General features: G+C 61.1%; 21 protein-coding genes. 9 read left to right on the top strand and 12 right to left on the bottom strand.

Features of this window, described 5'->3' with window-relative positions; translation table 11 throughout:
- Nucleotides 1-26 precede the first annotated feature (26 nt).
- Both ACA046_RS14895 and ACA046_RS14900 read left to right on the top strand, forming a co-directional pair.
- Nucleotides 27-2,018: a hypothetical protein gene (locus ACA046_RS14895; RefSeq protein ID WP_497676891.1), complete on the top strand. Its 1,992-nt coding sequence runs from the start codon at nucleotides 27-29 to the stop codon at nucleotides 2,016-2,018.
- A gap of 280 nt (nucleotides 2,019-2,298) precedes the next feature.
- Complete coding sequence (locus ACA046_RS14900) at nucleotides 2,299-4,488, top strand: autotransporter outer membrane beta-barrel domain-containing protein (RefSeq protein WP_497676892.1); 2,190 nt, start codon at nucleotides 2,299-2,301, stop codon at nucleotides 4,486-4,488.
- A gap of 58 nt (nucleotides 4,489-4,546) precedes the next feature.
- On the opposite strand, the gene ACA046_RS14905 is transcribed toward ACA046_RS14900, so the two are convergent.
- The 6 genes from ACA046_RS14905 to ACA046_RS14930 form a co-directional block, all read right to left on the bottom strand.
- Entirely contained in the window at nucleotides 4,547-5,035 is a 489-nt protein-coding gene (locus tag ACA046_RS14905) for a hypothetical protein (protein ID WP_459021390.1), read from the bottom strand.
- A gap of 129 nt (nucleotides 5,036-5,164) precedes the next feature.
- Entirely contained in the window at nucleotides 5,165-5,770 is a 606-nt protein-coding gene (locus tag ACA046_RS14910; RefSeq protein WP_497676893.1) for a LysE family translocator, read from the bottom strand.
- A 54-nt stretch (nucleotides 5,771-5,824) separates the two neighbouring features.
- Entirely contained in the window at nucleotides 5,825-6,664 is an 840-nt protein-coding gene (locus ACA046_RS14915; protein WP_497676894.1) for an AraC family ligand binding domain-containing protein, read from the bottom strand.
- A 154-nt stretch (nucleotides 6,665-6,818) separates the two neighbouring features.
- A complete protein-coding gene (locus tag ACA046_RS14920) occupies nucleotides 6,819-7,460 on the bottom strand; it encodes a DUF1345 domain-containing protein (protein WP_459021384.1) in 642 nt (213 codons plus the stop codon).
- A 53-nt stretch (nucleotides 7,461-7,513) separates the two neighbouring features.
- On the bottom strand, nucleotides 7,514-10,612 hold the full coding sequence (locus ACA046_RS14925) for an efflux RND transporter permease subunit (protein WP_318304193.1): 3,099 nt from the start codon (nucleotides 10,610-10,612) through the stop codon (nucleotides 7,514-7,516).
- Nucleotides 10,613-10,629: 17 nt separating this feature from the next.
- Nucleotides 10,630-11,787 (bottom strand): efflux RND transporter periplasmic adaptor subunit, encoded by a 1,158-nt coding sequence (locus ACA046_RS14930; RefSeq protein ID WP_497676895.1) that lies wholly within the window; start codon nucleotides 11,785-11,787, stop codon nucleotides 10,630-10,632.
- A gap of 305 nt (nucleotides 11,788-12,092) precedes the next feature.
- Here ACA046_RS14930 and ACA046_RS14935 point away from each other — a divergent pair, with 305 nt between their 5' ends.
- From ACA046_RS14935 to nudC, 4 genes are all read left to right on the top strand, one after another.
- Nucleotides 12,093-12,794, top strand: coding sequence for a response regulator transcription factor (locus ACA046_RS14935; RefSeq protein ID WP_003214048.1), 702 nt, complete (start codon nucleotides 12,093-12,095; stop codon nucleotides 12,792-12,794).
- Nucleotides 12,795-12,797: 3 nt separating this feature from the next.
- The gene (locus ACA046_RS14940; protein ID WP_497676896.1) at nucleotides 12,798-14,099 is read left to right on the top strand and encodes an ATP-binding protein; all 1,302 of its coding nucleotides are present in this window, start codon (nucleotides 12,798-12,800) and stop codon (nucleotides 14,097-14,099) included.
- A 204-nt stretch (nucleotides 14,100-14,303) separates the two neighbouring features.
- A complete protein-coding gene (locus tag ACA046_RS14945) occupies nucleotides 14,304-15,116 on the top strand; it encodes a crotonase/enoyl-CoA hydratase family protein (protein WP_459021374.1) in 813 nt (270 codons plus the stop codon).
- A gap of 6 nt (nucleotides 15,117-15,122) precedes the next feature.
- Nucleotides 15,123-15,956: an NAD(+) diphosphatase gene (gene nudC / locus ACA046_RS14950; protein WP_008430294.1), complete on the top strand. Its 834-nt coding sequence runs from the start codon at nucleotides 15,123-15,125 to the stop codon at nucleotides 15,954-15,956.
- Here the strand turns inward: nudC and ACA046_RS14955 are convergent.
- The 3 genes from ACA046_RS14955 to ACA046_RS14965 form a co-directional block, all read right to left on the bottom strand.
- A complete protein-coding gene (locus ACA046_RS14955; RefSeq protein ID WP_169388171.1) occupies nucleotides 15,924-16,703 on the bottom strand; it encodes a TSUP family transporter in 780 nt (259 codons plus the stop codon). The two genes, nudC and ACA046_RS14955, sit on opposite strands and share 33 nt — an antisense overlap.
- 106 nt (nucleotides 16,704-16,809) lie before the next feature.
- Nucleotides 16,810-17,526 (bottom strand): phosphatidylcholine synthase, encoded by a 717-nt coding sequence (gene pcsA / locus ACA046_RS14960; RefSeq protein ID WP_459021369.1) that lies wholly within the window; start codon nucleotides 17,524-17,526, stop codon nucleotides 16,810-16,812.
- A gap of 151 nt (nucleotides 17,527-17,677) precedes the next feature.
- Nucleotides 17,678-18,604, bottom strand: a complete 927-nt coding sequence (locus ACA046_RS14965) for a class I SAM-dependent methyltransferase (RefSeq protein ID WP_497676897.1) — start codon at nucleotides 18,602-18,604, stop codon at nucleotides 17,678-17,680.
- A gap of 191 nt (nucleotides 18,605-18,795) precedes the next feature.
- Here ACA046_RS14965 and mdeB point away from each other — a divergent pair, with 191 nt between their 5' ends.
- Nucleotides 18,796-21,474, top strand: coding sequence for an alpha-ketoglutarate dehydrogenase (gene mdeB / locus ACA046_RS14970; RefSeq protein ID WP_497676898.1), 2,679 nt, complete (start codon nucleotides 18,796-18,798; stop codon nucleotides 21,472-21,474).
- Nucleotides 21,475-21,645: 171 nt separating this feature from the next.
- Here the strand turns inward: mdeB and ACA046_RS14975 are convergent, their stop codons facing one another.
- On the bottom strand, nucleotides 21,646-22,140 hold the full coding sequence (locus tag ACA046_RS14975) for a DUF1289 domain-containing protein (RefSeq protein WP_076017155.1): 495 nt from the start codon (nucleotides 22,138-22,140) through the stop codon (nucleotides 21,646-21,648).
- Nucleotides 22,141-22,157: 17 nt separating this feature from the next.
- The gene (locus ACA046_RS14980; protein WP_497676899.1) at nucleotides 22,158-23,057 is read right to left on the bottom strand and encodes a LysR family transcriptional regulator; all 900 of its coding nucleotides are present in this window, start codon (nucleotides 23,055-23,057) and stop codon (nucleotides 22,158-22,160) included.
- 97 nt (nucleotides 23,058-23,154) lie between these two features.
- Between ACA046_RS14980 and ACA046_RS14985 the strand changes: the two genes are divergently transcribed.
- Together ACA046_RS14985 and ACA046_RS14990 are read left to right on the top strand one after the other, a co-directional pair.
- Nucleotides 23,155-24,165 carry a zinc-binding alcohol dehydrogenase family protein gene (locus tag ACA046_RS14985; protein WP_497676900.1) on the top strand — a complete coding sequence of 337 codons (1,011 nt, stop codon included), beginning with the start codon at nucleotides 23,155-23,157 and terminating at the stop codon, nucleotides 24,163-24,165.
- Between the two features lie 86 nt (nucleotides 24,166-24,251).
- Complete coding sequence (locus tag ACA046_RS14990) at nucleotides 24,252-24,551, top strand: putative quinol monooxygenase (RefSeq protein ID WP_459021361.1); 300 nt, start codon at nucleotides 24,252-24,254, stop codon at nucleotides 24,549-24,551.
- Nucleotides 24,552-24,596: 45 nt separating this feature from the next.
- On the opposite strand, the gene ACA046_RS14995 is transcribed toward ACA046_RS14990, so the two are convergent.
- Entirely contained in the window at nucleotides 24,597-25,847 is a 1,251-nt protein-coding gene (locus tag ACA046_RS14995; protein ID WP_497676901.1) for a ribonucleotide-diphosphate reductase subunit beta, read from the bottom strand.
- Nucleotides 25,848-25,900 lie beyond the last annotated feature (53 nt).

Raw genomic sequence — 25,900 nt, forward strand, 5'->3', positions numbered from 1 at the left:
GTTAAACATGCAAGTGGAGATTACAAATGACGAGTTTGAATAAGAAACAACAGGCTGCAGTCGCCTCGCGAGAAGCAAGTAGAGCGTATTTGTCCGGTCGAAAGGGCGGGGTCCTGAACTTGAAATTGCCGACGTTCGACAGTTTGAATGTCGGTGGGCTGATTCCTTATCAAGAGCCCAGGCAGCCACTACGGGTCAGTTATGATCTTTCCGAAATGGCAGAGGATGGCGACATTGACCCTGCCACGGTTTATATCACTACGAATATTCGTGGCAAAGGCGCAACCCAGTGGGGGACTGCCATTCATGTCGTTAACTTTGCAAACCCTGCGTCCCCTAATTACGCCGATATCACCGCGCCCTTTTTTCGAGATATCCCCGCCTCGCTCTTAACCCAAGGCGAGCATGAAGTGGGTTATATCGTTTGGGAAAGCCCCACATCACCGAGCCCGTTGATGAGGGGTGCTCCACTGGAAATAGATGAGACGCCGCCTTACGGTCGTATCTATCCACCAGCGCCGATATACCCCAGCTATCTGGTTGACGAAATTACCGAGACGGATATCGCAGACAATGAGGACGGCATGGTGTGTACATTCCCGGCCTATACAGCCTCTCGAAAACCGGGCGATAGTATTACGGTCTATTTTTCCGAGGATTTCTCCTCGCAATTGTCCACTCCCGCCCTGACGGTTCCTGTTACGGACGCATTAACCTTCACCGTGGCTTGGGATACGGTCAGGGCCAATGCGGCAGGGCGCAACTACCTGTTTTACGTCCTGAGTGACCTGGCCGGCAACCGCAGCCTGGATTCAACGCCAGCGCGCATCAACTTGAATTTGACTGACGCTCCGGCTCCCAGGCAGGCGGAGATACCGCTTGCGCTGATCCCCGGTGACGGTCTCATTGACCTGCAAGATGTGTATGTCGCGAACGACGTTATCGTCAGCATTGCTGAATACGCTAACAACCTGCCGGAAACCGACGTTATCCAACTGACTTGGGGGGAGGAGGATCCACGGCGTTACAACGTCGCGGATTACATGCCGTTCCCGTTGCTGCTGCCCGTGAGCCGCGCAACGATCCTTGCCGACTACGGCACTGCAACTGGCGAGAAGGAAACCACCATCGAGTATCTCGTCGATCGCCGTGGGCAGGAGTTTGATGCACCGTCTCTGGATATCCACGTTGACCTCTCCGCACCGGGTCCCAGCCCTGGACCTGACCCTGAAAACCCGACGCTCAATCGGCCGACGGTGTTCGGCGGCGACAGGACCATGCCTAACGTGCTAAGGCCTGCGGACTTTGGCAATGATGCCACTGTCGAAATTTTGCTATGGGACCTGCCCCTGCCTGTTCCGGGTATCACTATTACAGGCTACTGGGGCGATCTGGAGCACCCCTTTGATCCGACGACACTGACCACAGAAGCCGCTGGTTCGACCGTCACATTGACCGTCCCGTGGGCGACGATCAGGGAGGTGGGCAACAACGCGACACTCAAGGTGTTCTACGCGCTGAGTTGGCGGACCAATAACAATATCCAGCGCTCTGCACCTCGGGACGTGAACGTGCGTGCGAATGTGATAACGCTGGCGCCGGCACAGATCCGCCGGGACACGGCAGCATTGGCCTGTACCGACCTCAACCGTGTGACGTGGGCCGCAGTCGTCAGGGTTCCTGGCAATACGACGTACTTCACGGAAAACATGATCATTCGAGGGGAGTGGCGGGTGTTCAGCGACGCGGCAGGCACTACGCAGCTGGGGCCGACCTATCCCTTCAACTCACTACCGCTGACACCAGACATGGTCGCAAACGGTTTTGATTTGACAATTCAGCCTTACATGACGGTACTAAAGCCTGCCGCTCGAAACTCGGCGGACTTCCACTACTTCGTCGACGTACCAGGGGAGGGTGAAGTCAAGTCTCAGCGGGCGTATACCCGAACTCGTTTTGCCGACCTCAACGGTGTGTTCTGCGAGGACCAGGTGATCACTTCCGTGGATGAAGACTAGTCTCACGCAATGATCAAGGGGCGCCCCGGCGCCTCTTGAATTAGCTCGTTCGCCCTCCGCCTTTCCTCGCCGTGTCATTCAAGCTGTTCAGATAAGTCCTACATCAACAGTTAGCACTCAACGGTAACTTTGCGACCCTTGAGTGGCCTGCTTCCATCCCTCTGGAAATAGGCCGGACGGTTCCGTTGTGGAGCCTCTGTTGAAAGAGTGGTTTCTTGTGAAGATCAATACTGCGTTTAAGTTAAAGCCTTTAGTCGCAATGATGCAGGTTCCTTGCGTTGTGTCCGTTCTATTCCTGGCACCTCAAGCCCAAGCCAGGCTGATTGAAAATGAGACCTACACCATTGGGCATGGTGAACACATTGATTCGTTTGAGTTGCGCAACGCTACGCTTAACGTCAACAACACGTTTACGTGGGATGTCTATGCCGACGCGTCCACGCTGAACGTCACCGACCGCAGCACAATCCTCGGTCCGGTGGTTGCCCAACGAGGCTCCAGTGTGAACGTGGCCAATAGCCGAGTGACCGCTTCCGGGGCGCTCAATAACGGTATTACGTTGTTCAGCAGCAATGCCCTGATCCAGGGGAGTGTGATTTCCAGCGCGGACCATTTCGGCATGTTGATCGGTCGGTTCACGTCTGACACGACCGGGTCCACGGCAGTTGTGTCCGATAGCGTAATCTCCGGCGCTACCGGTGGCGCGGCGCTGACGGGCAACAGCTCGCTGGACTTGATGCAAAGCGAAGTTATCGGTGTAAGCGAGGGCAGCTTCGGCCTGAGCCTGGAAAGTGCAACGGCCCGTGCTTTGCGCAGCAATATTACCGGCGGTCTTAACGGCATTGTGATGTCGACTGATCGTCGTATACCCAATGCGAACACATTGGTGCTGGATCAGACCCGGGTCACCGGTACCACCGGTGCGGCCCTGCTTGTGCAGGGCTTGCGGGGGCAGGGCGCGGTCGCCGACATTCAGGTGCGTAACGGCTCGACGCTGATCGGTGGCAACGGCAATCTGCTGGAAGTCAAAGGTGGCTCAACCGCCAATATGCAGATCGATAACAGCCAGCTGCAAGGCGATGTGGTTGTCGATGCCGGGAGTGCGGCCCACCTGCAACTGAACAATTTTGCCTCCCTGACGGGCCGCCTGGACAACGTGTCCTCGTTGCAGATCGGTGATCAGTCGATGTGGGTCATGACTGGCAACAGCCAGGTCGGTGCGCTGACCTTGTCGGATGGCATGGTCAAGTTCGGTGAAGGGGATGCGTTCTATCAACTGGACCTGGGAAGCCTGTCTGGCCAGGGTACTTTTGTGATGGGCGCTGACTTCGCGCGGGGCCTGACCGACTTTCTCAACATTGCTGGCGATGCGTCCGGTCATCACAATTTGTTGCTTGCCAGCAGCGGCGCGGAACCGCTCAACCCGGGCGACATACAGGTGGTGCACACCGGAGGCGGTGACGCACAGTTCGAACTGGTAGGCGGTTCGGTTGATGTGGGGGCCTGGTCCTACGGTCTTCGCCAAGACGGTACCGACTGGTTCCTCGACCCGAATAACCGCACCGTCAGCCCGGGCACCCGTTCGGTGCTGGCCTTGTTCAACACTGCACCGACCGTGTGGTACGGCGAAATGACCTCGTTGCGCAGCCGCATGGGTGAACTGCGCCACAATGGCGCCGAGTCCGGTGGCTGGCTGCGTGCGTATGGCAACAAGTACGAAGTCTCCGGCGGCGAGGCGGGCGGTTACCAGCAGATTCAGCGTGGTTTCTCCCTGGGCGCGGACGCACCTGTCGGTGATGGCTGGTTGCTGGGGGTGATGGCCGGTCACAGTAACTCCGACCTGGACCTCAATCGGGGGACGTCGGGCGAAGTAAAAAGCTACTACGCAGGCCTGTACGCAACGTGGCTGGATGAAGACAGCGGCTACTACTTCGATGGCGTGGTCAAGGCCAACCGCCTGCAGAACTCATCGAAAGTAGGTTTGAGCGACGGCACGCAAACCAAAGGCAATTACAACACCAATGCGCTGGGCGCTTCTGCCGAGGTAGGTCGCCACATCAGGCTTGATGACGATTTCTTTGTCGAACCTTTCGCGCAAGCGTCGCTGGTGACTGTGCAAGGCAAGAGCTACAGCCTGGACAATGGCCTCAAAGCCAAAGGCAAGAACACTGACTCGGTGCTGGGCAAGTTGGGCGTGACCGTAGGGCGTGACTTCGTACTGGAGGACGGCAGCGTGATGCAGCCATATCTTCGCGGCGCCGTTGCCCATGAGTTTGCCAAGAACAATACGGTGTTGGTCAACGATCAGACGTTCAACAACAACCTGTCGGGGTCACGTATCGAACTTGGCGCGGGGGTTGCCGTATCGCTGTCCAAGCACCTGCAACTGCATGCCGACTTCGACTATGGCCAGGGCAAGCATGTTGACCAGCCTTGGGGCGCCAACGTTGGTATGCGGTATAGCTGGTAATAGCGGCTGGTAAATAAAAACGCCCCGAGACTCGGGGCGTTTTTTTTGCAGCGCATTATCAAAGGCTGAACAAAATCTGCAGTCTTTGCTCAGCACCACTGACATCGTAGAAGTAGACATCCAGTGCGCCGCTGACATGGTTGGAAATGATGTCATGAAAAAACTCGATGGTCCCCCGATGTGCACTGTAGGCAGGTGTAGGGGGCTCATCGTATGTCATGTTAATGATCGAGAACCGTTGTTCTCTCTCGTCCTCCTTCAGCGTATAGCGCCCGGAGGGTAATAGAGCCCTGTCGTACGTATATTTGAAAATGATCACTTGTTTGAAAATATCTGAACCTTGAGTCTTTCTCGGGCACGAAGCGCTGCCTGCCAGATCGGGCGGTAGGCCCGTCATCGTTCCTTCAGCCAACCAGAATCCGTTTTTCAGTTCATGACTCAAAAACTGCGGCTTGAATTTTTTGTCTGCGACGACTCCTTCGAAAAAGCGTGTGTTGGTTGCGGTTCGGGTGGATCTGGCGGCGGGGGCAGTTGCAGTACTCATCATCAAACTCTCCTTCAATACAGTGAAGTGTGCGGTGAATGTCGCGGGTGCAAAGTGAGTTCATTCAGCGCCCTAACGTGCTGCGCCACAACTGTCAGAATTCACAGGTTTTCCAACCGTTCGTCGCTTTCCCTACGTGCCAGCCAGAACGCTCAGCCACGCGGAGCCGAACAACAGCAACGCCATGCCTTGGTTAAAACGCTGCATGGCCCTGGCCGAGCGAAACACCCGGCTCGAACCCACGCCCAGCAACGCCCACGCCCCCAGGCACGGCAATGAAATCACAAAAAAAGCCAGCGACAGGTACAGCACATGGCTCTGGCGATCGTCGCCATTGCCGGCAAACACACTGACCACCGCCAGGGCCATCATCCAGGTCTTGGGGTTGACCAATTGCAGGCTGGCGGCGCCGGCCAGGCCCAGGGTTTTTTGCGCGGTGTTCGGGTCGATGGCTTCGGCCGGGGCGCGGAAGATCTGCCATGCCAGATAGCTGAGCCAGGCAACACCGACCCATTGCATCGCGACCTGGACCCTGGGCAATTGCGTCAGCGACTGGCCCACGCCCGAGCCCACCAGCAACACAATCCCCGCCGCCCCCATACAGGCTCCCAGCACGATAGGCAGTGCAGCCTTGAGCCCATAACGCGCGCTGTTGCTCAGCACCAGGATATTGGTCGGGCCGGGGGTGATGGAGGCGACGAAGGCGAATAACAGAAAGGGCAGCAGGGTAGGGAACATGGTGGTGCGACTCCGATGTGCAAGGCAATGGAGTCGATCTTCACAAGCGGCCCGCTAGCTGTCTGGAAGATTTGAGCAGCGCTTGCGGTACGCAGCCGGTGTCATGCCGTAGGCCCGCACAAACCAACGGCCCAAATGGCTCTGGTCGGCAAAGCCCAGGCTGGTGGCGACCTCGGCAGGCTGCTCGCCCTTGGCCAGCAAGTGACGGGCACGGGCCAGGCGCAGTTGCACCAGGTAGGCATGAGGCGGCAGACCGAAGGCGCTCTTGAAGGCGCGGGTCAGGCGGAAGCGGTCTACGCCGGTCGCCAGGGCTAATTCGTCCATACCGACGTCTTGATGCAGATGGGCGTGCAAATACTCGCGAGCTTTATGGGCCACCAGCGGCAGGCGCGGGTCTTGGTGATAGCGCTGGCGCCAGTGCAGCTCGCCGGTCAGGCGCTCCAGCAAGTGGTCGAGAGCACGCTGGCGCACGATGCGCAGTTCGCCGCTGTGCAGGCTTTGAAACGCCTGGCTGGTGGCGAGCGCCAGGCGTGGATCGCTGGCAAGGGTGGTGGCAAACCCCAGCTGACTGTTGGCTGGGGCTTCCTCGAACACCGCCGCCACTTCCCGCTGCAGCCACTGTGGGTCGAGGTACAACATGCGGTAGGTAAACCCGGCTTCGGTGGGGGCGTGGCCGTCATGGATTTCCCCTGGTTCCAGCAGAAACACCTTGCCGGGCGTGCTTTGGTGACGGGTACTGCGGCAATTGAATTGCTGCACGCCTTGCTCCGTGACGCCCACCAGGTAGCTGTCGTGCCAGTGCGGGTCGTAGGCATGGCCCTCGAAATGCGCACGCAGGGTCTCGATGCCGGTGTCGGCGTCCTGAGCCAGGTCGATCCAGTTGTGGGCGGCCATAAAATACCTATGGGGTGGAAAACGGTAGGAGCGAGCTTGCTCGCGAAGAACCTGAGAGCGCCGCGTCAAACCAGGCAATCCGCATTATCGTTGATGTCCTTCGCGAGCAAGCTCGCTCCTGCAGGGGCTTAGCGTCTAGAAGGTTTGTGCAGCTTCATCCAAACAAACCCGCCGCGATATTGATCGAGAACCCCAGAATCGCCGTATTGAACACAAAACCAATCAGCGACTGGCCCAGCACCACCTTGCGCATGCCCCGGGTGGCGACGCCTACATCGGCGGTTTGCACCGCCACGCCGATGGTGAACGAGAAGTACAGGAAGTCCCAATAATTGGGCGTGCGCAAATCCTCGGCAAAACGCAATGCCGGCTCGGGGCCGTCCCAGGTGTAATACAGCCGCGCGTAGTGCACGCTGAAAATCACCCCGATCAGCAACCATGAGCCGATCACCGTCAGCCCGGTAAACCCGTAATGCAACAGACGCGCCGTGGTGTCCAGGTCCTTGCTGCCCACCAGTTCAAAGGTGATGGTTGCCAGGCTGGCGACGGCCGCGATGCACACCATGAACAGCACCAGCCCGGCGTTCTCGTCCTCGATCTCGGCGATGCGTTTTACATCGTCGGCCCGGGAATGGCTGGTCAGCCAGAGCATCAGCACCAGGTAGGTCCAGACGCCCGCGTTCCAGCCGATGAGGATTTTGCTGATGATCGTATCGGCCGGAGCCAGGAGGCCCGCCGCCAGGCCCAATACGGCGGCGGAGGACAGGCGAGGGTGGGTGCGGGCGAGGAAGGGCATGGGAACTCGATGGGCCAGGGTTTGCGTTACCTTAGCCCACCTGAGTCCTTTGTTCAGCTGTCTTTGTGGCGCTTTTTCACCAGCTTCATCACCACCACGAAGAACACCGGCACAAACACCACTGCCAGCGTCGCGGTGATCATCCCGCCGATCACCCCGGTGCCGATCGCCTGCTGGCTCGCCGAGCTGGCGCCGGTGGCAATCGCCAACGGCACCACGCCGAGGATGAACGCCAGGGACGTCATGATGATCGGTCGCAGACGCAGGCGTGCCGCCTTGAGCGTCGCATCGACCAGGTCTTCACCCTGGTCATACAGGTCCTTGGCGAACTCGATGATCAGGATCGCGTTTTTCGCCGACAGGCCGATGATGGTAATCAGGCCGACCTTGAAGAACACATCGTTGGGCATCCCGCGCAAGCTCACGGCCAATACCGCGCCGAGCACGCCGAGGGGCACCACCAGCAACACCGAGGTCGGAATCGACCAGCTCTCATACAGCGCCGCCAGGCACAGGAACACGATCAGCAGCGACAAGCCGAGCAGCAGCGGTGCCTGGGAACCGGACAAGCGCTCCTGCAACGACAGGCCGGTCCATTCCTGGCCGAGGCCCGCAGGCAACTGGCTGACCAGGCGCTGGATCTCTTCCATCGCCTCGCCGGTACTGTGGCCTGGCGCCGATTCACCGGAAATTGCGATGGCCGGGTAGCCGTTGTAGCGGGTCAACTGGGCCGGGCCCTGGATCCAGCGCGCTTCGACGAAGGCCGAAAGCGGCACCATCTTCCCGGCGTTGTTGCGCACATGGATCTTCATCAGGTCGGCCACCTGGCTGCGCTGATCACCTTCGGCTTGCACCACCACCCGCTGCATGCGGCCCTGGTTGGGGAAGTCGTTGATATACGCCGAGCCGATGGCCGAGGACAGCACATTGCCGATGTCGGCAAAGGAAATGCCCAGGGCGTTGGCTTGCTTGCGGTCAACTTCCAGCTGTACCTGAGGTGCCTCGGCCAGGGCGCTTTCACGCACGTTGGCCAGGATCGGGCTTTTCTCGGCGGCGGCCAGCAGTTCGGTGCGGGCCTCCATCAACGCGGCATGGCCGACGCCGCCACGGTCCTGCAGGCGGAACTCGAAACCACTGGAGGTGCCCAGGCCATCCACCGGCGGCGGCAGGATCGCATAGGCAATCGCGTCCTTCAGCTCGGTAAAGGCCGCGTTGGCACGGTCTGCAATGGCCGCGGCGGAATCCTTGCTGCTGCGTTCCGACCAATCCTTGAGCGTAGTAAATGCCAGCGCCGCGTTCTGCCCCGAGCCGGAGAAACTGAAACCCATGATCATCGTGGTATCGCCCACACCCGGCTCGCCGGCGTTATGCGCCTCGATCTGCTCGGCCACCTGCACCGTGCGGTTCTTGCTCGCACCCGGCGGCAGCTGGATGTCGGTGATGGTGTAGCCCTGGTCTTCCACTGGCAGGAACGAGGAGGGCAGGCGGCTGAACAACACCCCCAGGCCCACCACCAACACCAGATAGATCAGCAGGTAACGGCCGCTGCGCTTGAGGGCATAGGCCACCCAGCCTTCATAGCGGTCGGTGAACTGCTCGAAGCGCCGGTTGAACCAGCCGAAAAAGCCGCCTTTCTCATGGTGCTCGCCCTTGGCGATCGGCTTGAGCAAGGTGGCGCACAGGGCCGGGGTCAAGGTCAGGGCGAGGAATGCCGAGAACAGGATCGAGGTGGCCATCGACAACGAGAACTGCTGATAGATCACGCCCACCGAACCCGGCATGAACGCCATCGGCAGGAACACCGCCACCAGCACCAGCGTAATGCCGACAATGGCCCCGGTAATCTGGCCCATGGCCTTGCGCGTGGCTTCCTTGGGCGACAGGCCCTCGGTGACCATGATCCGCTCGACGTTCTCCACCACCACGATCGCGTCATCCACCAGGATGCCGATGGCCAGCACCATGCCGAACATGGTCAGCACGTTGATCGAGAAGCCCAGCAACAGCATCGTGGCAAAGGTACCCATCAAGGCGATCGGCACCACCAGCGTCGGGATCAGCGTATAGCGGATGTTTTGCAGGAACAGGAACATCACCGCAAACACCAGCAACATCGCCTCGCCCAGGGTGTACACCACCTTGGTGATCGAGACCTTCACGAACGGCGAGGTGTCGTACGGGATCTTGTACTCGACGTTGGCCGGGAAGTAGCGCGCCAGCTCGTCCATCTTCGCCCGCACCAGGGTCGCGGTGCTCAAGGCGTTGGCGCCCGGTGACAGCTGCACGCTGACCGCAGTGGACGGCTTGCCGTTCAGGCGGGTGGAGAACTGATATTCCTGGCTACCGATTTCCACCCGCGCCACGTCACCGACGCGCACGGTGGAACCGTCCGGATTGGCCTTGAGCACGATGTCGGCAAATTCGGCCGGGGTCGACAGCTGGCCTTTCACCAGGATCGACGCAGTGATTTCCTGGGTCTTGGTACCCGGCAAATCACCGATGCTGCCCGCTGATACCTGGGCGTTCTGCGCCGCGATGGCGGCGTTGACGTCCGCCGGGGTCAGGTTGAAACCGATCAGTTTCTGCGGGTCGATCCAGATCCGCATCGCCCGCTCGGCGCCATACAGCTGGGCCTTGCCCACACCGTCCAGGCGCTTGAGTTCGTTCATCACGTTGCGCGCCAGGTAATCGCTGAGCGCTACGTCATCGAGCTTGCCGTCGCTGGAGGTGAGGGTCACCAGCAGCAGGAAGCCGGCGGAAACTTTCTCCACCTGCAAGCCTTGCTGCGTCACGGCTTGGGGCAGGCGCGGCTCCACGGCCTTGAGACGGTTTTGCACATCGACCTGGGCCATCTCCGGGTCGGTGCCCGGCTGGAAGGTCGCGGTGATGGTGGCCGAACCGAGGCTGCTCTGGGATTCAAAATACAGCAGGTGATCGGCGCCGTTAAGCTCTTGCTCGATCAGGCTGACCACGCTTTCGTCCAGGGTTTGCGCAGAGGCACCCGGGTACACGGCGTAGATCTCGACTTTCGGCGGCGCGACGTTGGGGTACTGCGCCACGGGCAACTGCGGGATGGCGAGGGCGCCGGCCAGCAGGATAAACAGGGCGACCACCCAGGCGAAGATCGGGCGGTCAATAAAGAACTGCGGCATTGTGAACTATCCCTTTCTTACTGGCCGGATGCCTGGGCGATTGGCGCGGGGCTGTCGTCGACCTGGACTTTCTCGCCAGGGCGGGCGTGTTGCAGGCCTTCAACGACGATACGGTCACCGGCCTTCAGGCCGCTGGTGACCACCCAGCGGTCATTGACCACCGAGCCCAATTGCACCGGTTGCTGGCTCACGTTTTGCTCGGCGTCCAGCAGCAGCACCATCGGAATCCCGGCGCTGTCGCGGGTGATCGCCCGCTGCGGCACGCTGATGCCTTGCTGGTCGACGGCTTGCTCCAGGCGTACGCGGATAAAGCTGCCGGGCAGCAGGTCGAGGTCCGGGTTGGGGAATTCGCTGCGCAAGATGATCTGCCCGGTGCCCGGGTCGACGCTGATCTCGGCGAACAGCAACTTGCCCGGCAGCGGATACAGGCTTCCGTCATCCTGGATCAGCGTGGCATTGGCCTGGTCCTGGCCGACTTGCTTTAAGTGCCCGGCGCGGAAGGCCCGGCGCAGGTCATTCAGCTCGCGGGTGGATTGGGTCAGGTCGGCGTGGATCGGGTCCAGTTGCTGGATCAGCGCCATTGGCGTGGCTTCGTTCTGGCCCACCAGGGCGCCTTCGGTCACCAGCGCGCGGCCGATGCGCCCGGAAATCGGCGCAGTGACGGTGGCATAGCCCAGGTTCAACTTGGCCCGTTGTACGGCTGCCTGGTTGGCAGCGACATCGGCCGCGGTTTGCCGGGCGGCGGCGCGGGCGTTGTCGTATTCCTGGCCGCTGATGGCGTTGCCTTCCACCAACTGGCTGTAGCGCTGCTCTTGCAGGCGCGCCTGGAACGCATTGGCCTCGGCCTTGCGCAGGCTGGCCTGGGCGCTGTCGAGGTCGGCCTTGAACGGCGCCGGGTCAATCCGGAACAGCACATCGCCCTGTTTCACGTCGTGACCTTCCTTGAACACCCGCTGCAACACCACGCCGGCCACCCGGGCGCGCACTTCGGCAATGCGCGGCGCGGCAATGCGTCCGCTCAGCTCGCTGGTGATGGACAAGGGTTTGGCTTCAAGGGTTTCGATCCGCACCTTGGCCAACGGTGCTTCGGCGGCGTCGTCCGCCGACTGGCCACACGCGCTCAGCGCCAGTGTCAGAGCCAACAGGCAAAACGGCGCAAACAGATTCTTCGACATGCTCATATCCCAATATTGACTGGCGCATCCTACGGTCGCCCCCGCCACAGTGCTGTGAAGCTCTGTAGGTGGTGTGTGAAGAAATGTAAGGTGCAGCCCACAGACGCACGCGGGCGTATATCCTTCATAACCGCCGAACCTTACACGATCTTCCTGATACCGAAGATCAAATGTGGGAGCGGGCTTGCTCGCGAAAGCGATGTTTCAGTTGATGCATCCGGTGGCTGACCCACTGCATTCGCGAGCAAGCCCGCTCCCACATTGGATTTGCGTACTACTCAGAAATTGTATTATTTGGAAATACCATGCCCAACATTCTTCTGGTGGAAGACGACGCAGCGCTCTCCGAATTGATCGCCAGTTATCTGGAACGCAACGGCTATCACGTCAGCGTGCTTAGCCGTGGCGACCATGTGCGTGAGCGCGCGCGGCTCAATCCGCCGGACCTGGTGATCCTCGACCTGATGCTGCCGGGCCTCGATGGCCTGCAGGTCTGCCGGTTGCTGCGGGCCGACTCGGCCACGCTGCCGATCCTGATGCTCACCGCCCGGGACGACAGCCACGACCAGGTGCTGGGCCTGGAAATGGGCGCCGACGACTACGTCACCAAACCCTGCGAGCCGCGGGTATTGCTGGCCCGTGTACGGACCTTGCTGCGCCGCAGCAGCCTCACCGAACCCCAGGTGGCCAACGACCAGATCCTGATGGGCAACCTGTGCATCGACCTGTCGGAGCGCACCGTGACCTGGCGCGACCAGCCGGTTGAGTTGTCCAGCGGTGAATACAACCTGCTGGTGGTGCTGGCCCGGCACGCCGGCGAAGTGCTCAGCCGCGACCAGATCCTGCAACGCCTGCGCGGTATCGAATTCAACGGCACCGACCGCTCGGTGGACGTGGCGATTTCCAAGTTGCGGCGCAAGTTCGACGACCACGCGGGCGAGGCGCGCAAGATCAAGACCGTGTGGGGCAAGGGTTACCTGTTCAGCCGTTCCGAGTGGGAATGCTGAGCCATGTTTCGCGTCCTGATTCGCCTGTACCTGATCACCATCGTTACCTTCGCTGCCGCGATCTACCTGGTGCCGCGGGCGGTGATCCAGCTGTTTGAACACCGTTACATGAGCTACAACATCGAGCAGTCCCGGGGGATGCAAAGCCTGATCGTCAAGGAATACCAGCGGGTGCCTATGGAGCAGTGGGCCAATGTCACCGTGCGCTTGTCGGCGGATTTTGCCCCGCTCAAGGTGCAACTGCTGCGCATCCAGGACGCCAGCTACACCCCTGAAGAACAGCGCCTGCTGGAAAAGGACCAGATGGTGATTCGCCTGGGCGAGTGGGGCTGGGCGGACGACGTCAGCTCGCCCCTGGACGATCAACTGGTGGTCAAGGTCTCGGTCCCGCCGGACCCGCTGGACATGAACCTGTTGTACTGGAGCATGAACGTGCTGATCGGCGCGGCGTTGCTGGCCTGCCTGCTGTTCTGGCTGCGTCCTCACTGGCGCGACCTGGAACGCCTGAAAAGCACTGCCGCGCAACTGGGGCAGGGCAACCTTGCGGCACGCACAAAAATCCCCCCCAGCTCCAACATCGGCAGCCTGGCAGCGGTGTTCGACACCATGGCCAACGACATCGAACAACTGCTCAATCAACAACGTGATTTGCTCAATGCGGTCTCCCATGAACTGCGTACGCCGCTGACGCGCCTGGACTTCGGCCTGGCGCTCGCGCTGTCCGACGACCTGCCAGCCGCCAGCCGCGAGCGGCTGCAAGGCCTGGTGGCGCATATTCGGGAGCTGGACGAGTTGGTGCTGGAGTTGCTGTCCTACAGCCGCCTGCAGAACCCGGCACACACACCCGAGCGGGTGGAAGTGGTACTTGACGAGTTCATCGACAGCATCCTGGGCAGCGTCGACGATGAACTGGAAAACCCGGATATCGTGATCGACGTGGTGCTGGATTGCGCGGTGGAACGCTTCACCCTGGACCCGCGCCTGACCGCCCGGGCCCTGCAAAACCTGCTGCGCAACGCCATGCGCTATTGCGAGCGACGGATTCAGGTGGGGGTGAAGGTGTGTCCCAAGGGTTGTGAGATTTGGGTAGACGATGACGGCATTGGTATTCCGGTTGATCAGCGGGAGCGGATCTTCGAGCCGTTCTACCGGCTGGATCGCAGCCGTGACCGGGCCACCGGCGGTTTTGGGCTGGGATTGGCCATCAGCCGGCGGGCGCTGGAGGCCCAAGGCGGAACCCTTACCGCCCAAGCTTCACCTTTGGGCGGCGCACGGTTCCGGCTCTGGCTACCCAGTCTCGCGTAGCAGCTGTCGAGCCCAAGCGAGGCTGCGTCAGCCGCACCACCGCTCTGGCGCCAGGCACAAAACCGTGTCGCTCCCGACGCAGCCTCGCTTGGGCTCGACAGCTGCTACGAGTCCTGTTTTTGGCGCATGCACAGCCTTACCCGCCGTCACACACCCTTGTTATAGTTCGGCCCTTATTCCAGCCGCCAGTCAAGGATCACTGCCATGTCCGAATACCAAGCCTTTGTCGTCGAACTCAGCGGCAATGTCGCCCATGTGCAGCTCAACCGCCCGGAAAAGATCAACGCCATGAACGCAGCGTTCTGGACCGAGATCATCGATATCTTCCAATGGGTCGAAGACACCGATGCAGTGCGTGCCGTGGTCATCAGTGGCGCCGGCAAGCATTTCTCCTCCGGCATCGACCTGATGATGCTGGCCTCGGTGGCCAATGAATTCGGCAAGGACGTAGGCCGTAACGCGCGCCTGCTGCGGCGCAAGATCCTCGAACTGCAAGCTTCCTTCAATGCGGTCGACAACTGCCGCAAGCCGGTACTCGCGGCCATCCACGGCTACTGCATCGGCGGCGCCATCGACCTGATCAGCGCCTGTGACATGCGTTACGCCGCCGAAGACGCGCAGTTCTCTATCAAAGAAATCGATATCGGCATGGCCGCCGACGTCGGCACCCTGCAACGCCTGCCGCGTATCGTCGGCGACGGCATGCTGCGCGAGCTGGCCTACACCGGTCGCCAGTTCGGTGCTGAAGAGGCGCGCAGCATTGGCCTGGTGAATCGCGTGTACAGCGATCACGAGAGCCTGTTGGCGGGGGTTATGGAAATCGCCCGGGAAATTGCGGCCAAATCCCCGATCGCGGTCACCGGCACCAAGGCGATGATCAGCTACATGCGTGACCACACGATCAATGACGGCCTGGAATACGTTGCCACCTGGAACTCAGCTATGTTGCAATCCAACGACCTGCGCGTGGCCATCGCGGCCCATATGAGCAAGCAGAAACCCGACTTCGTGGATTGACTGAACATGACCCCAGGCTGGATAACCACAACGCTGCTGGACAACGACGCCCCGGGCGGCTGGGCCGTGGCCCGCAGCCGCGAAGGCTTTTTACACGACCAGAACGGCCCGCTGTTTCCCCGGGAATGGCTCAAGCGCCAGGACCTGTCGGTGTTTGCCGAGCATGGCATCGGCCATCTGGACGGCGAGCCGGTGTACCTGCTGGAGCTCAATAGCCCAGCCGATGTACCGGGTTGCGGCTGGCAGGGCCTGCGAGCGTTCATGCTGCAAGGCGACCACACGCTGTACAAAGTCCTCGGCTACGCCGCGCAAATCGGCACCTGGGCCCGGGAACACCGGTTTTGCGGCAGTTGCGGCCAGGCGATGGTGCAGGTGCCACGGGAGCGAGCGATGTTCTGCCAGGCCTGTGACCTGCGCAGCTACCCGCGTATCTCGCCGAGCATGATCGTGCTGGTGACCCGTGGCGACGAGATCCTGCTGGCCCGTTCGCCGCGCTTTGTCACGGGTGTCTACAGCACCCTGGCGGGGTTTGCCGAGCCGGGTGAGTCGGCCGAGGACTGCCTGATTCGCGAAGTGCGTGAAGAAGTGCAGGTGGAGGTCAAGAACATCCAGTACATGGGCAGCCAGTGCTGGCCGTTCCCGCACTCGATGATGCTGGGCTTTCACGCCGAGTATGCCGGCGGCGACATCGTGCCCCAGGCCGACGAGATCGAAGACGCGCAGTGGTTCAACATCCATGAACTGCCGCCGTTGCCGGCGTCCCGCTCGATTGCGCGCTACCTGATCGACCTCTACCTGGCCCGTCGCTTAGGCCACGCTGAACCAGTGCTGCCAGGCTAGGCGCACCGTCAGCCCGAGGACTACGGTGATGAACACCGGGCGAATGAACTTGGCGCCGCCGCTGATTGCGCTGCGTGCGCCAAAGAACGCGCCGCACATCACCGACACGCCCATGCACAGGCCGACAATCCAGTCTACCGAACCATTGAAAATGAACACCGTCAGCGCCGCCGCGTTGCTGACGAAGTTCATGCTGCGCGCCACGCCACTGGCTTTTACCAGGTCGATGGGGTGCAACAGCATGGTGCTCACGGTCCAGAAGGCCCCGGTGCCTGGGCCGGCCACGCCATCGTAGAAACCCAGGCCGAAGCCCTGGGTGGATTGCCATTTCTTCTTGATCGGCGCGTCGTTGTCCAGCGCCGCCTTTGGCGTGCCGCCGAACAGCAAATACAAACCGCAGCCGAACACGATCACCGGGAGCATCTTGTTCAGGGTTTCGGCGGGCAGGTAATGGGCGACGACGGCGCCGGTGAGTGCGCCGATCAGCGTGCCGACGATGGCATGCACCCACTGGCGCGGATGAAACAGCTTGCGCCGGTAGAAGGTAAAGCTGGCGGTGGCCGAGCCGAAGGTGGAGCTGAGTTTGTTGGTGCCCAGCACCAGGTGCGGCGGCATGCCGGCAGTCAGCAGGGCGGGCGTGGTGAGCAGGCCGCCACCGCCGGCGATGGCGTCGATGAAACCGGCGATAAAGGCAACCACGGCGAGGATCGCCAGGGTTGTGAGGTCAACGCTGAGTTCGAAGGGCATGAGCAAGGCTTATTCGGCAAGGCGCAGCAAGGGCTGCGCGAAAGGCCGGTATCTTACCCATAACCCTGGGTCGAGGCGATCCCACATTTAAACCGTTCCCGCCTGGCTATTTATGTGTTTCGACCCACTCCAGTGCAGTGCGCCAGACGCAGATCCCCAGGAAGTACGCCGACATCAGCAACCACAGGCCCATGGTCAGCCCATTGGTGTACGGGAAGTCGATCACCAGCAGCAGGCTGCACAGCAACCAGATGGTGGTCACTGCGATATTGAGCGGCATGAAGCGTTTGACCCGGAACGGGTGCAGGAACTTCATCGGCGTTACGGTCAACAGCGCCAGGACGATCACGGTGAGCAAGGTGATCCAGGCATCCGGCTGGATGATGTAGACGCACAGCGCGACCACGTTCCAAGCCGCAGGGAAACCCTGAAAGTAATTGTCCTTGCTCTTCATGTTGACGTTGCAGAAGCAGAACAGCGACGACACCAGAATCACCGACACCGTAAACAACGGGGTGAAGTCCGGCAGGGCGATATAGCGATAGATAAACAGCGCCGGAATAAACACGTACGTCAGGTAATCAATCACCAGGTCCAATACCGAGCCATCGAAGCTTGGCAGCACCGTCTGCACGTTCACCCGTCGCGCGAGGGAGCCGTCCACCCCATCGACGATCAAGGCCAGGCCCAGCCATAACAGGCAGGCCTTGGGCTGGTTGTCGAGCAGCGCCAACGTTGCCAGGAAAGCCAGGACCACGCCGGTGGCGGTAAAACCATGGGCGCCCCAGGCCTTGAGACGGGCTACATGCAGAGTCGATATCACAGGGGCGTTCTCCAAAAAGGTGAAACAGGGCAGCCGACGGGCGTGACGCCATCGAATCTGGCCAGAGTGTGCAGGTATCGACCGGGAAGGGTGGGATAAGGTTCACCACCCGGCGTAATGGTAAGCGTAGCAAGCGTAGGACTTTTCGGCATCAGACTTGTCGGAACACCAGCGTCTTTAGCCCGCTTTGTGGATCAATATCGGGAAATTCCGGTGGGTTTTCCAGCCGCTGGTCAAAGCGCAGCCCCGGTGCTTCGCGGGTTACGCCGTCGATCAGGAAGTCTTCGCCGAACGCCGGATCATTCATGCACGCCAGCACCGTGCCCTGGGCCGTGAGCAAATCCGGCAGGCGGCGCAGCACCCGCTGGTAGTCCTTGGTCAGCAGAAAGCTGCCTTTCTGGAAGGAGGGCGGGTCGATGATCACCAGGTCATACGGGCCACTCTGGGTGACCTTGGCCCAGGACTTGAACAGGTCGTGGCCGAGGAAGGTCACTTTGCTCAGGTCATGACCGTTGAGGCGGTGGTTGTCGCGACCGCGGCTCAAGGCGCCACGGGCCATGTCCAGGTTCACCACATGCTCGGCGCCGCCTTCGATGGCGGCCACGGAAAACCCGCAAGTGTAGGCAAACAGGTTCAGCACCCGCATGCCTTGAGCCTGTTCGCGCACCCAGTTGCGGCCGTAACGCATGTCGAGGAACAGCCCGCTGTTCTGCTTTTTGCCCAAATCGATCAGGTAACGCAGGCCGCCTTCGGTGATGGTCAGTTCATCAACGGCCTCGCCCAGCAGCCACTCGGTGGTGCTTTGCGGCAGGTAACGGTGTTGCAGCGCCACGGTGTGAGCGCCGTAGGTCGACCAGTCGATCTGCGCCAGCATCTGCTTCAAGGCTTCAAGCTCGGCGGCCCCGGGCTCCTTGAACAGCGAGACCAGCACCACACCTTGCAGCCAATCCACCGTCAGTTGCTCCAGGCCCGGCCAGCAGCGGCCACGCCCGTGAAACAGGCGCCGGGTCTCGGCGGGTACGGTTTGCAGGGCGGTCAGCAAATGGGTGTGCAGGGTGGCAAGTGCGTCTGGGTTCATCGGGCAGCGTCGGTCATTGAGCGGGCGGCATTTTAAACACAATTGCGGGGTTTTCGGGGCTTGAAGCACAACGTGCTTGGAATTTGTCGATTGGCAGTGATTTGTGCTCAAAAGGCTGCGAGAGGCTGCGTATAACAGTCAAAAAATCCCCTGGCACCGACATAAACTGGAAAAAAAGCCCGGAGGTGCCCATGAACGGTTTCGCGAGTGCAGTGAGTCAAACAGCGATGGACCAGGAAGAACTGGCCGAATGGCGCGATGCCCTGGCCTCCCTGGTGGCCAACGCCGGGCCGGCGCGGGCGCGGGAGATCCTCGACATGCTGGCGGAGGCCGGCGGCGCACCGCACATCGCCTGGAAACCCCGGCATGGCACGCCTTATATCAATAGCATCGCCGTGGAGCAGCAACCGCCGTTCCCCGGCGACCTGGCCACCGAAGAGCGCCTGGCCTCGGTGGTGCGCTGGAACGCCCTGGCCATGGTGGTGCGCGCCAACCAGGCCTATGGCGAACTGGGCGGGCATATCGCCAGCTACGCCAGCGCGGCAGACCTGTTTGAAGTCGGCTTCAACCACTTTTTCCGTGCCCGAAACGACAGTTTTGGCGGCGACCTGGTGTTCTACCAGCCGCATTCCGCCCCCGGCATCTATGCCCGCGCCTTCCTTGAAGCGCGCCTGAGCGAGGCTGACCTGGCCCACTATCGCCAGGAAATCGGCGCCGGCAAGGCGGGCGCCCGTGGCCTGTCCAGCTATCCCCATCCGTGGTTGATGCCGGACTTCTGGCAATTTCCCACCGGTTCCATGGGCATTGGCCCCATCAGCTCGATTTTCCAGGCGCGGTTTATGCGCTACCTGCAGCATCGCGGCTTGCAGGACACCACCGACCGCCACGTATGGGGCGTGTTCGGCGATGGCGAGATGGACGAGCCGGAAAGCATGTCGGCCCTGACCCTGGCTGCCCGAGAAGGCCTGGATAACCTGACCTGGGTGGTCAACTGCAACCTGCAACGCCTCGACGGCCCGGTGCGTGGCAACGGGCGAATTATCGACGAGTTGGAAGCCTTGTTCGCCGGTGCCGGCTGGAACGTGATCAAACTGGTCTGGGGTTCGGACTGGGATGCCTTGCTGGCCAAGGACGCCGACGGCTCGCTGGTACGCACCTTGTCGCAGACCGTGGACGGACAGTTCCAGACCTTCGCCGCCAAGGACGGCGCCTACAACCGCGAACACTTCTTCGGCCAAAGCGAGGCGCTGTCCAAACTGGTCGAGGGCATGAGCGATGAGCAAATCGACCGCCTCAAGCGTGGCGGCCACGACATGGTCAAGATTCACGCCGCCTATCACGCTGCACGCCAGGTCACTGGCAAGCCTACTGTGATCCTGGCCCAGACCAAAAAGGGTTTCGGCATGGGTGAAGCCGGGCAGGGCAAGATGACCACTCACCAGCAGAAGAAGCTCGACCGCGAGGCGTTGATCGCCTTCCGCAATCGCTTCCAGTTGCCGCTGTCGGATGAGCAGACCGAATCCCTGAGCTTCTACAAACCGGCTGAAGACAGCCTCGAGATGCGCTACCTGCACAAGCGCCGTGCCACCCTCGGCGGGTATGTGCCGAGCCGTGGCCAGCAGGCGCCTGCGGTGAGCGTTCCGCCGGTGTCGGGTTACGCTGCGTTTGCCACCCAGGCGGACGGCAAGGAAATGTCCACCACCATGGCCTTTGTGCGCATGCTCACCAACCTGCTCAAGGACAAGGCCCTCGGCCCGCGCATCGTGCCCATCGTCGCGGATGAAGCGCGCACCTTCGGCATGGCCAACCTGTTCAAGCAGATCGGCATCTATTCCAGTGTCGGCCAGCGCTACGAGCCGGAAGACATTGGCTCGATCCTCAGCTACCGCGAAGCCACCGATGGGCAGATCCTCGAAGAAGGCATCAGCGAAGCCAGCGCCATCAGCTCCTGGGTCGCGGCGGCCACCAGTTATTCGGTGCATGGCCTGCGGATGTTGCCGTTTTACATCTACTACTCGATGTTCGGTTTCCAGCGCGTCGGCGACCTGATCTGGGCCGCGGCCGACCAGCGTGCCCGTGGCTTCCTGCTGGGCGCCACCGCCGGGCGCACCACCCTGGGGGGCGAAGGCTTGCAGCACCAGGACGGCAGCAGCCACCTGACCGCCGCCACCGTGCCCAATTGCCGCGCCTACGACCCGGCGTTCGCTGGCGAATTTGCGGTGATCCTCGACCACGGCATGCGCCAGATGCTGGAGCACGATGTGGACGAGTTCTACTACGTGACCCTGATGAACGAAAACTACCCGCAGCCGAGCCTGCCGGAAGGTGTCGAAGCGGCGATCATCAAAGGCATGTACCGGCTCAGTGGTCAGCCCGATGGCAAGGTTCGCTTGCTCGGCTCGGGCACGCTGGTGCGTGAAGCCCAGGCAGCCGCGCAATTGCTGGCGGACGATTGGCAGATTGACGCTGAAGTCTTCAGTGTTACCAGCTTCAGCGAACTGGCCCGGGAGGCCCGGGAAGTGGAACGCTGGAATCGCCTGCACCCGCAACAGCCGGCGCGGCGAAGCCATCTGGCGGAGTGTTTGCCCAAGGGCGCGCCGGTGGTAGCGGTGTCTGACTATGTGCGGGCGGTGCCGCAGATGATTGGGTCGTACGTGGACTCGGCGTACACCGTGCTGGGGACGGATGGTTTTGGTCGCAGCGATACCCGGGCGGCGTTGCGGGATTTCTTCGAGGTGGACCGCCATCACATCGTGCTGGCGGCACTGACGGCGTTGGTGGAGCAGGGGAGTCTGGAGCGGGGCGTGTGTCGGCAGGCGATCGAGCGGTACGCATTGCAGACCGATCGCGAAGCCCCCTGGAAACTCTGATTCCCCCCCGTAGCAGCTGTCGAGCCATGGCGAGGCTGCGTCAGCGGTGTATCAGGCACACCGCGAACGCAGCCTCGCCTAAGCTCGACAGCTGCTACGAGCCATGGCGAGGCTGCGTCAGCGGTGTATCAGGCACACCGCAAACGCAGCCTCGCCTAAGCTCGACAGCTGCTACGAGCCGAAAGTGGCTATCAACGGCGGCCCAAACGATTCCCGCAGAAACCCCGGCGCGATATACCGCTCGTAATGCGCCTCGGACAACAGAAAAAACTCCCGGTCAATCGCATCCCGCAAATCCGCCAGACTTCGCTCGCGAAACTCCGGCAACAGCGCCAACCCATACGCGTCCAGCTTCGAAATCACCCGTGCGCCCCGGGCAATCAATTGATACGCCCAGCAATACGGCGACTGGTGAGGCACAAAACGAATCTTGCGGTCTTCCAGTTGCTGGCGCAGGCGCTGCGGGTCCAGCACCTGCAGCTTGCTGGTCATCACCTGCACCAGCAGTTGTTCCAGGCGCAGCCACACCGCTTGTTTCTCCTCGGCGTTGTAGCCGTTCCACTGAATCACCTCATGGTGATAACGCTTGCAGCCCCGGCATACCAGGTCCCCGTAAACGGTGGAGCACAGGCCGACGCAGGGTGTCTTGATGGTTTGATTGGGCATAAATAACGACTGCTTTTCTAATCCATGACAAAAGGGAGGATGGTGCTGAACCGTTCGCTCAACCACTGGTGAAACTGGGTGACGGCACGCGAAACCTGCCCACGGTGGGGGCAGGCGAAGCTCAAGGGGTAAACATCGCCGGGGTGATCAACCATCAGCACCACGAGCCGGCCAGCGTGCACATCGGCGCTGATATCCAGCCAGGATTTGTAGGCGATACCTTCACCTGCCAGTGCCCAGCGCCGCACCACGTCGGCGTCGTCGCTGAACAGCGGTCCGGCGACTTGCACGGTCTGCGTGCCAAGTTGCCAGCGATCATGCAGGCGACCGTTTTGCAGATAGGGCAGGCACGTGTGGCGCAGCAGATCGTCAGGCACCAGCGGCGCGCCATGTCGTGCCACATAGTCCGGCGACGCAACCAGCACGCGGCGGTTCAATGGCACCAGGGGCAGGGCTATGTAATTGGCGTCCTCGTTAAGGCCGTAGCGGATGGCCACGTCCACCGGGTCGCGAAACAGGTTGCTGACTTGGTCGGAGAGCAAAAAACGCACGCACAACGCAGGGTGCAGGCGCCGAAACTCCGTGAGCCACGGCAGCAGGAGATTGCGCCCCAGGTCCGACGGTGCGGCGATCTGTAGCGTGCCGCGCAGCGGCGCATGCTCACCGCGCAGGTTTTCCCTGCCTTGCTCCAGGTGCTCGAGCACTGACCGAGCGGTGGGTAAGTACTGTTCGCCTTCAGCGCTCAGGCGCAGGCTGCGTGTAGTGCGAGTAAACAGACGCACCTCCAGCTCCCGCTCCAGGCGCTTGATGGCGGCCGCGACCTGTCCCGGCAGCAAGTCGGCTTCGACCGCCGCAGCGGTAAAGCTGCCCAGGGCGGCGCTACGCAGAAACAGCTCGAGATCATCGATACGGATCATTTTCACTCCAGAAGTGAAAGTGTTGCTGCATTGTGTCGATTTTTCTTTGTAGTGGGAAAGGTAAAGATGCGCGCAACCCCATCACTAATGAGTTGCCATGAAAGCCATCACTTTTACCGAGCACGGTCTGCCCATCGAAGATCCGCGCTCCCTGCAAGACGTGAATATGCCCCAGCCTGTCCCCGGTCGCAGGGATCTGTTGGTGGAAGTCGAGGCGGTTTCGGTCAACCCGGTGGACACCAAAGTCCGCGCAGGCACCTTCGCCCGGGAGCCGAAAGTCCTTGGCTGGGACGCGGCCGGCACAGTGCGCGAGGTCGGCTGCGAGGTGAGCTTGTTCAAGCCCGGCGACAAGGTGTACTACGCCGGGTCGTTGACTCGCGCGGGTAGCTACAGCGAACTGCAGGTGGTTGACGAACGCATCGTTGGGCACAGGCCGCAGTCGTTGAGCGCTGCTCACGCGGCTGCGCTGCCGCTGACCTCGATCACTGCCTGGGAATTGTTGTTTGATCGCTTGGGCGTCAGTGAGCGCGGTGGCGCCGGTGATGCACTGTTGGTGGTCGGCGCTGCGGGCGGGGTGGGTTCGATGTTGGTGCAACTCGCGCGTACATTGACTGATATGACCGTGATCGGCACTGCCTCGCGTCCGGAGAGCGTCGACTGGGTCAAACGTATGGGCGCGCACCATGTGATCGACCACGGCCAGCCGCTGCTGAAGCAGTTGCAGGCACTGGGCGTCGGGGAGGTCAGTCATGTGGCCAGCCTCACGCATACCGAGGAATACCTGACGCAATTGATCGAAGTACTGCGCCCGCAGGGTCGCCTGGGGGTGATTGATGATCCGCGCAGCCTTGATGTGATGCCGCTCAAGCTCAAGTCCTTATCCCTGCACTGGGAGCTGATGTTCACTCGCTCGCTGTTCGAAACCCCGGACATGGTCAAGCAGCACCATCTGCTCAATTGTATTGCCCAACTGATCGATCAGGGCATCTTGCAAACCACCCTGGGTGCGCATTTCGGCGCTATCAATGCCGCGAATATGCGCAGTGCCCATGCCTTGGTCGAAAGCGGCAAGGCCCGGGGCAAGATCGTCCTCGAGAGTTTCCGATGAAAACACTGACCCTATGGCTGTGCGCGTTATTGATCACGGCATGTTCCAGCCAGCATCCGACACCTTTCCCAACCGGAGCCACCACCATGCAAAAACCCTTGATCTCCATCGCCGTACTCAAGGCCAAACCCGGCAAGCAACAGGCGCTCAAGGAAGGCTTGTCGTCGCTGGTGGAGCCTACGCGGACGGAGCCCGGCAACCTTGACTATGTGTTGTTTGAACTGCGGGACGAACCCGGCACGTTCTACATGCGTGAAGCGTTCAAGGACCAGGCGGCACTCGATGCGCATTTTGCGACGCCGTATTTTCAGCGGTTTGCCGCAACGGCGGATGATTTGCTCAGTGAGCCGTTGAAGCTGATATTTCTTGAGCAAGTCTCGAACTGAACATTTCCCATGGGCCGCCGTTCAGCGGTCCATGGGCCATGGATGTCAGTCCCAGCTCAGCGCGCCGCCGGTCTGGTACTCGATCACACGGGTCTCAAAGAAATTCTTTTCTTTCTTCAAGTCCATGATCTCGCTCATCCACGGGAACGGGTTGGTGGTGCCTGGGTATTCTTCTTTCAAACCAATCTGCGACAGACGACGGTTCGCGATGAACTTGAGGTAGTCCTCCATCATCGCCGCATTCATCCCCAACACCCCACGCGGCATGGTGTCACGCGCGTATTCAATCTCCAGCTGAGTCCCTTGCAGGATCATCTGGGTCGCTTCTTCCTTCATCTCGGCATCCCACAAATGCGGGTTTTCGATTTTGATCTGGTTGATCACATCGATACCGAAGTTCAGGTGCATCGACTCATCCCGCAGGATGTATTGGAACTGCTCGGCCACGCCGGTCATTTTGTTGCGACGGCCCATGGACAGGATCTGGGTGAAGCCGCAGTAGAAGAAGATGCCTTCCAGTACGCAGTAGTACGCCACCAGGTTACGCAGCAGTTCTTTGTCGGTTTCGACGGTGCCGGTTTCGAACTTCGGATCGGAGATCGAACGGGTGTACTTCAAGCCCCAAGCCGCTTTCTTCGCGACCGATGGAATCTCGTGGTACATGTTGAAGATCTCGCCTTCATCCATGGCCAGCGATTCGATGCAGTACTGGTAGGCGTGGGTGTGGATCGCTTCTTCGAAGGCCTGGCGCAGGATGTACTGGCGGCACTCCGGGTTGGTGATCAAGCGGTACACGGCCAGTACCAGGTTGTTCGCGACCAACGAATCTGCAGTGGAGAAGAAGCCGAGGTTGCGCATCACGATGCGGCGCTCGTCGTCGGTCAGGCCTTCGGGGTTTTTCCACAGGGAGATGTCGGCGGTCATGTTGACCTCTTGCGGCATCCAGTGGTTGGCGCAGCCGTCGAGGTATTTCTGCCAGGCCCAGTCGTATTTGAACGGCACGAGTTGGTTGAGGTCGGCGCGGCAGTTGATCATGCGCTTTTCGTCAACGGCGACGCGGGCGGCGGAGCCTTCCAGCTCGGCGAGGCCTTCGGCGACGTCGAGTTTGTCGAGGGCGGCCTTGGCGCGGATGATCGCGGCGGAGTCGCTGGCGGTCACGTTGCGGGCTTCAAGGGCGGCGGCAGCGCCGGCGCCGTCGAGGCGGTCCATGTTGGCTTCGGTGGCGTGGCCGGCGTTGGCGCCTCGGATGACTACGTCACCGGTATCTGGTTGATCTGCTTCATCCCAACTCAGCATTGAATTGCTCCTTCGTGGTCCGTTTGACGGCGTGGGCTTCGATTCACCCAGCG

This window comes from Pseudomonas sp. LBUM1641, from assembly GCF_059716235.1.

What these genes read in the sequence shown, in the direction of transcription:
- ACA046_RS14895 (WP_497676891.1), top strand. Translation starts at nt 27, where the DNA reads ATGACGAGTTTGAATAAGAAACAACAGGCTGCAGTCGCCTCGCGAGAA.
- ACA046_RS14905 (WP_459021390.1), bottom strand. Translation starts at nt 5,035, where the DNA reads ATGATGAGTACTGCAACTGCCCCCGCCGCCAGATCCACCCGAACCGCA.
- ACA046_RS14910 (WP_497676893.1), bottom strand. Translation starts at nt 5,770, where the DNA reads ATGTTCCCTACCCTGCTGCCCTTTCTGTTATTCGCCTTCGTCGCCTCC.
- ACA046_RS14915 (WP_497676894.1), bottom strand. Translation starts at nt 6,664, where the DNA reads ATGGCCGCCCACAACTGGATCGACCTGGCTCAGGACGCCGACACCGGC.
- ACA046_RS14920 (WP_459021384.1), bottom strand. Translation starts at nt 7,460, where the DNA reads ATGCCCTTCCTCGCCCGCACCCACCCTCGCCTGTCCTCCGCCGCCGTA.
- ACA046_RS14925 (WP_318304193.1), bottom strand. Translation starts at nt 10,612, where the DNA reads ATGCCGCAGTTCTTTATTGACCGCCCGATCTTCGCCTGGGTGGTCGCC.
- ACA046_RS14930 (WP_497676895.1), bottom strand. Translation starts at nt 11,787, where the DNA reads ATGTCGAAGAATCTGTTTGCGCCGTTTTGCCTGTTGGCTCTGACACTG.
- ACA046_RS14935 (WP_003214048.1), top strand. Translation starts at nt 12,093, where the DNA reads ATGCCCAACATTCTTCTGGTGGAAGACGACGCAGCGCTCTCCGAATTG.
- ACA046_RS14940 (WP_497676896.1), top strand. Translation starts at nt 12,798, where the DNA reads ATGTTTCGCGTCCTGATTCGCCTGTACCTGATCACCATCGTTACCTTC.
- ACA046_RS14945 (WP_459021374.1), top strand. Translation starts at nt 14,304, where the DNA reads ATGTCCGAATACCAAGCCTTTGTCGTCGAACTCAGCGGCAATGTCGCC.
- nudC (WP_008430294.1), top strand. Translation starts at nt 15,123, where the DNA reads ATGACCCCAGGCTGGATAACCACAACGCTGCTGGACAACGACGCCCCG.
- ACA046_RS14955 (WP_169388171.1), bottom strand. Translation starts at nt 16,703, where the DNA reads ATGCCCTTCGAACTCAGCGTTGACCTCACAACCCTGGCGATCCTCGCC.
- ACA046_RS14965 (WP_497676897.1), bottom strand. Translation starts at nt 18,604, where the DNA reads ATGAACCCAGACGCACTTGCCACCCTGCACACCCATTTGCTGACCGCC.
- mdeB (WP_497676898.1), top strand. Translation starts at nt 18,796, where the DNA reads ATGAACGGTTTCGCGAGTGCAGTGAGTCAAACAGCGATGGACCAGGAA.
- ACA046_RS14975 (WP_076017155.1), bottom strand. Translation starts at nt 22,140, where the DNA reads ATGCCCAATCAAACCATCAAGACACCCTGCGTCGGCCTGTGCTCCACC.
- ACA046_RS14980 (WP_497676899.1), bottom strand. Translation starts at nt 23,057, where the DNA reads ATGATCCGTATCGATGATCTCGAGCTGTTTCTGCGTAGCGCCGCCCTG.
- ACA046_RS14985 (WP_497676900.1), top strand. Translation starts at nt 23,155, where the DNA reads ATGAAAGCCATCACTTTTACCGAGCACGGTCTGCCCATCGAAGATCCG.
- ACA046_RS14990 (WP_459021361.1), top strand. Translation starts at nt 24,252, where the DNA reads ATGCAAAAACCCTTGATCTCCATCGCCGTACTCAAGGCCAAACCCGGC.
- ACA046_RS14995 (WP_497676901.1), bottom strand. Translation starts at nt 25,847, where the DNA reads ATGCTGAGTTGGGATGAAGCAGATCAACCAGATACCGGTGACGTAGTC.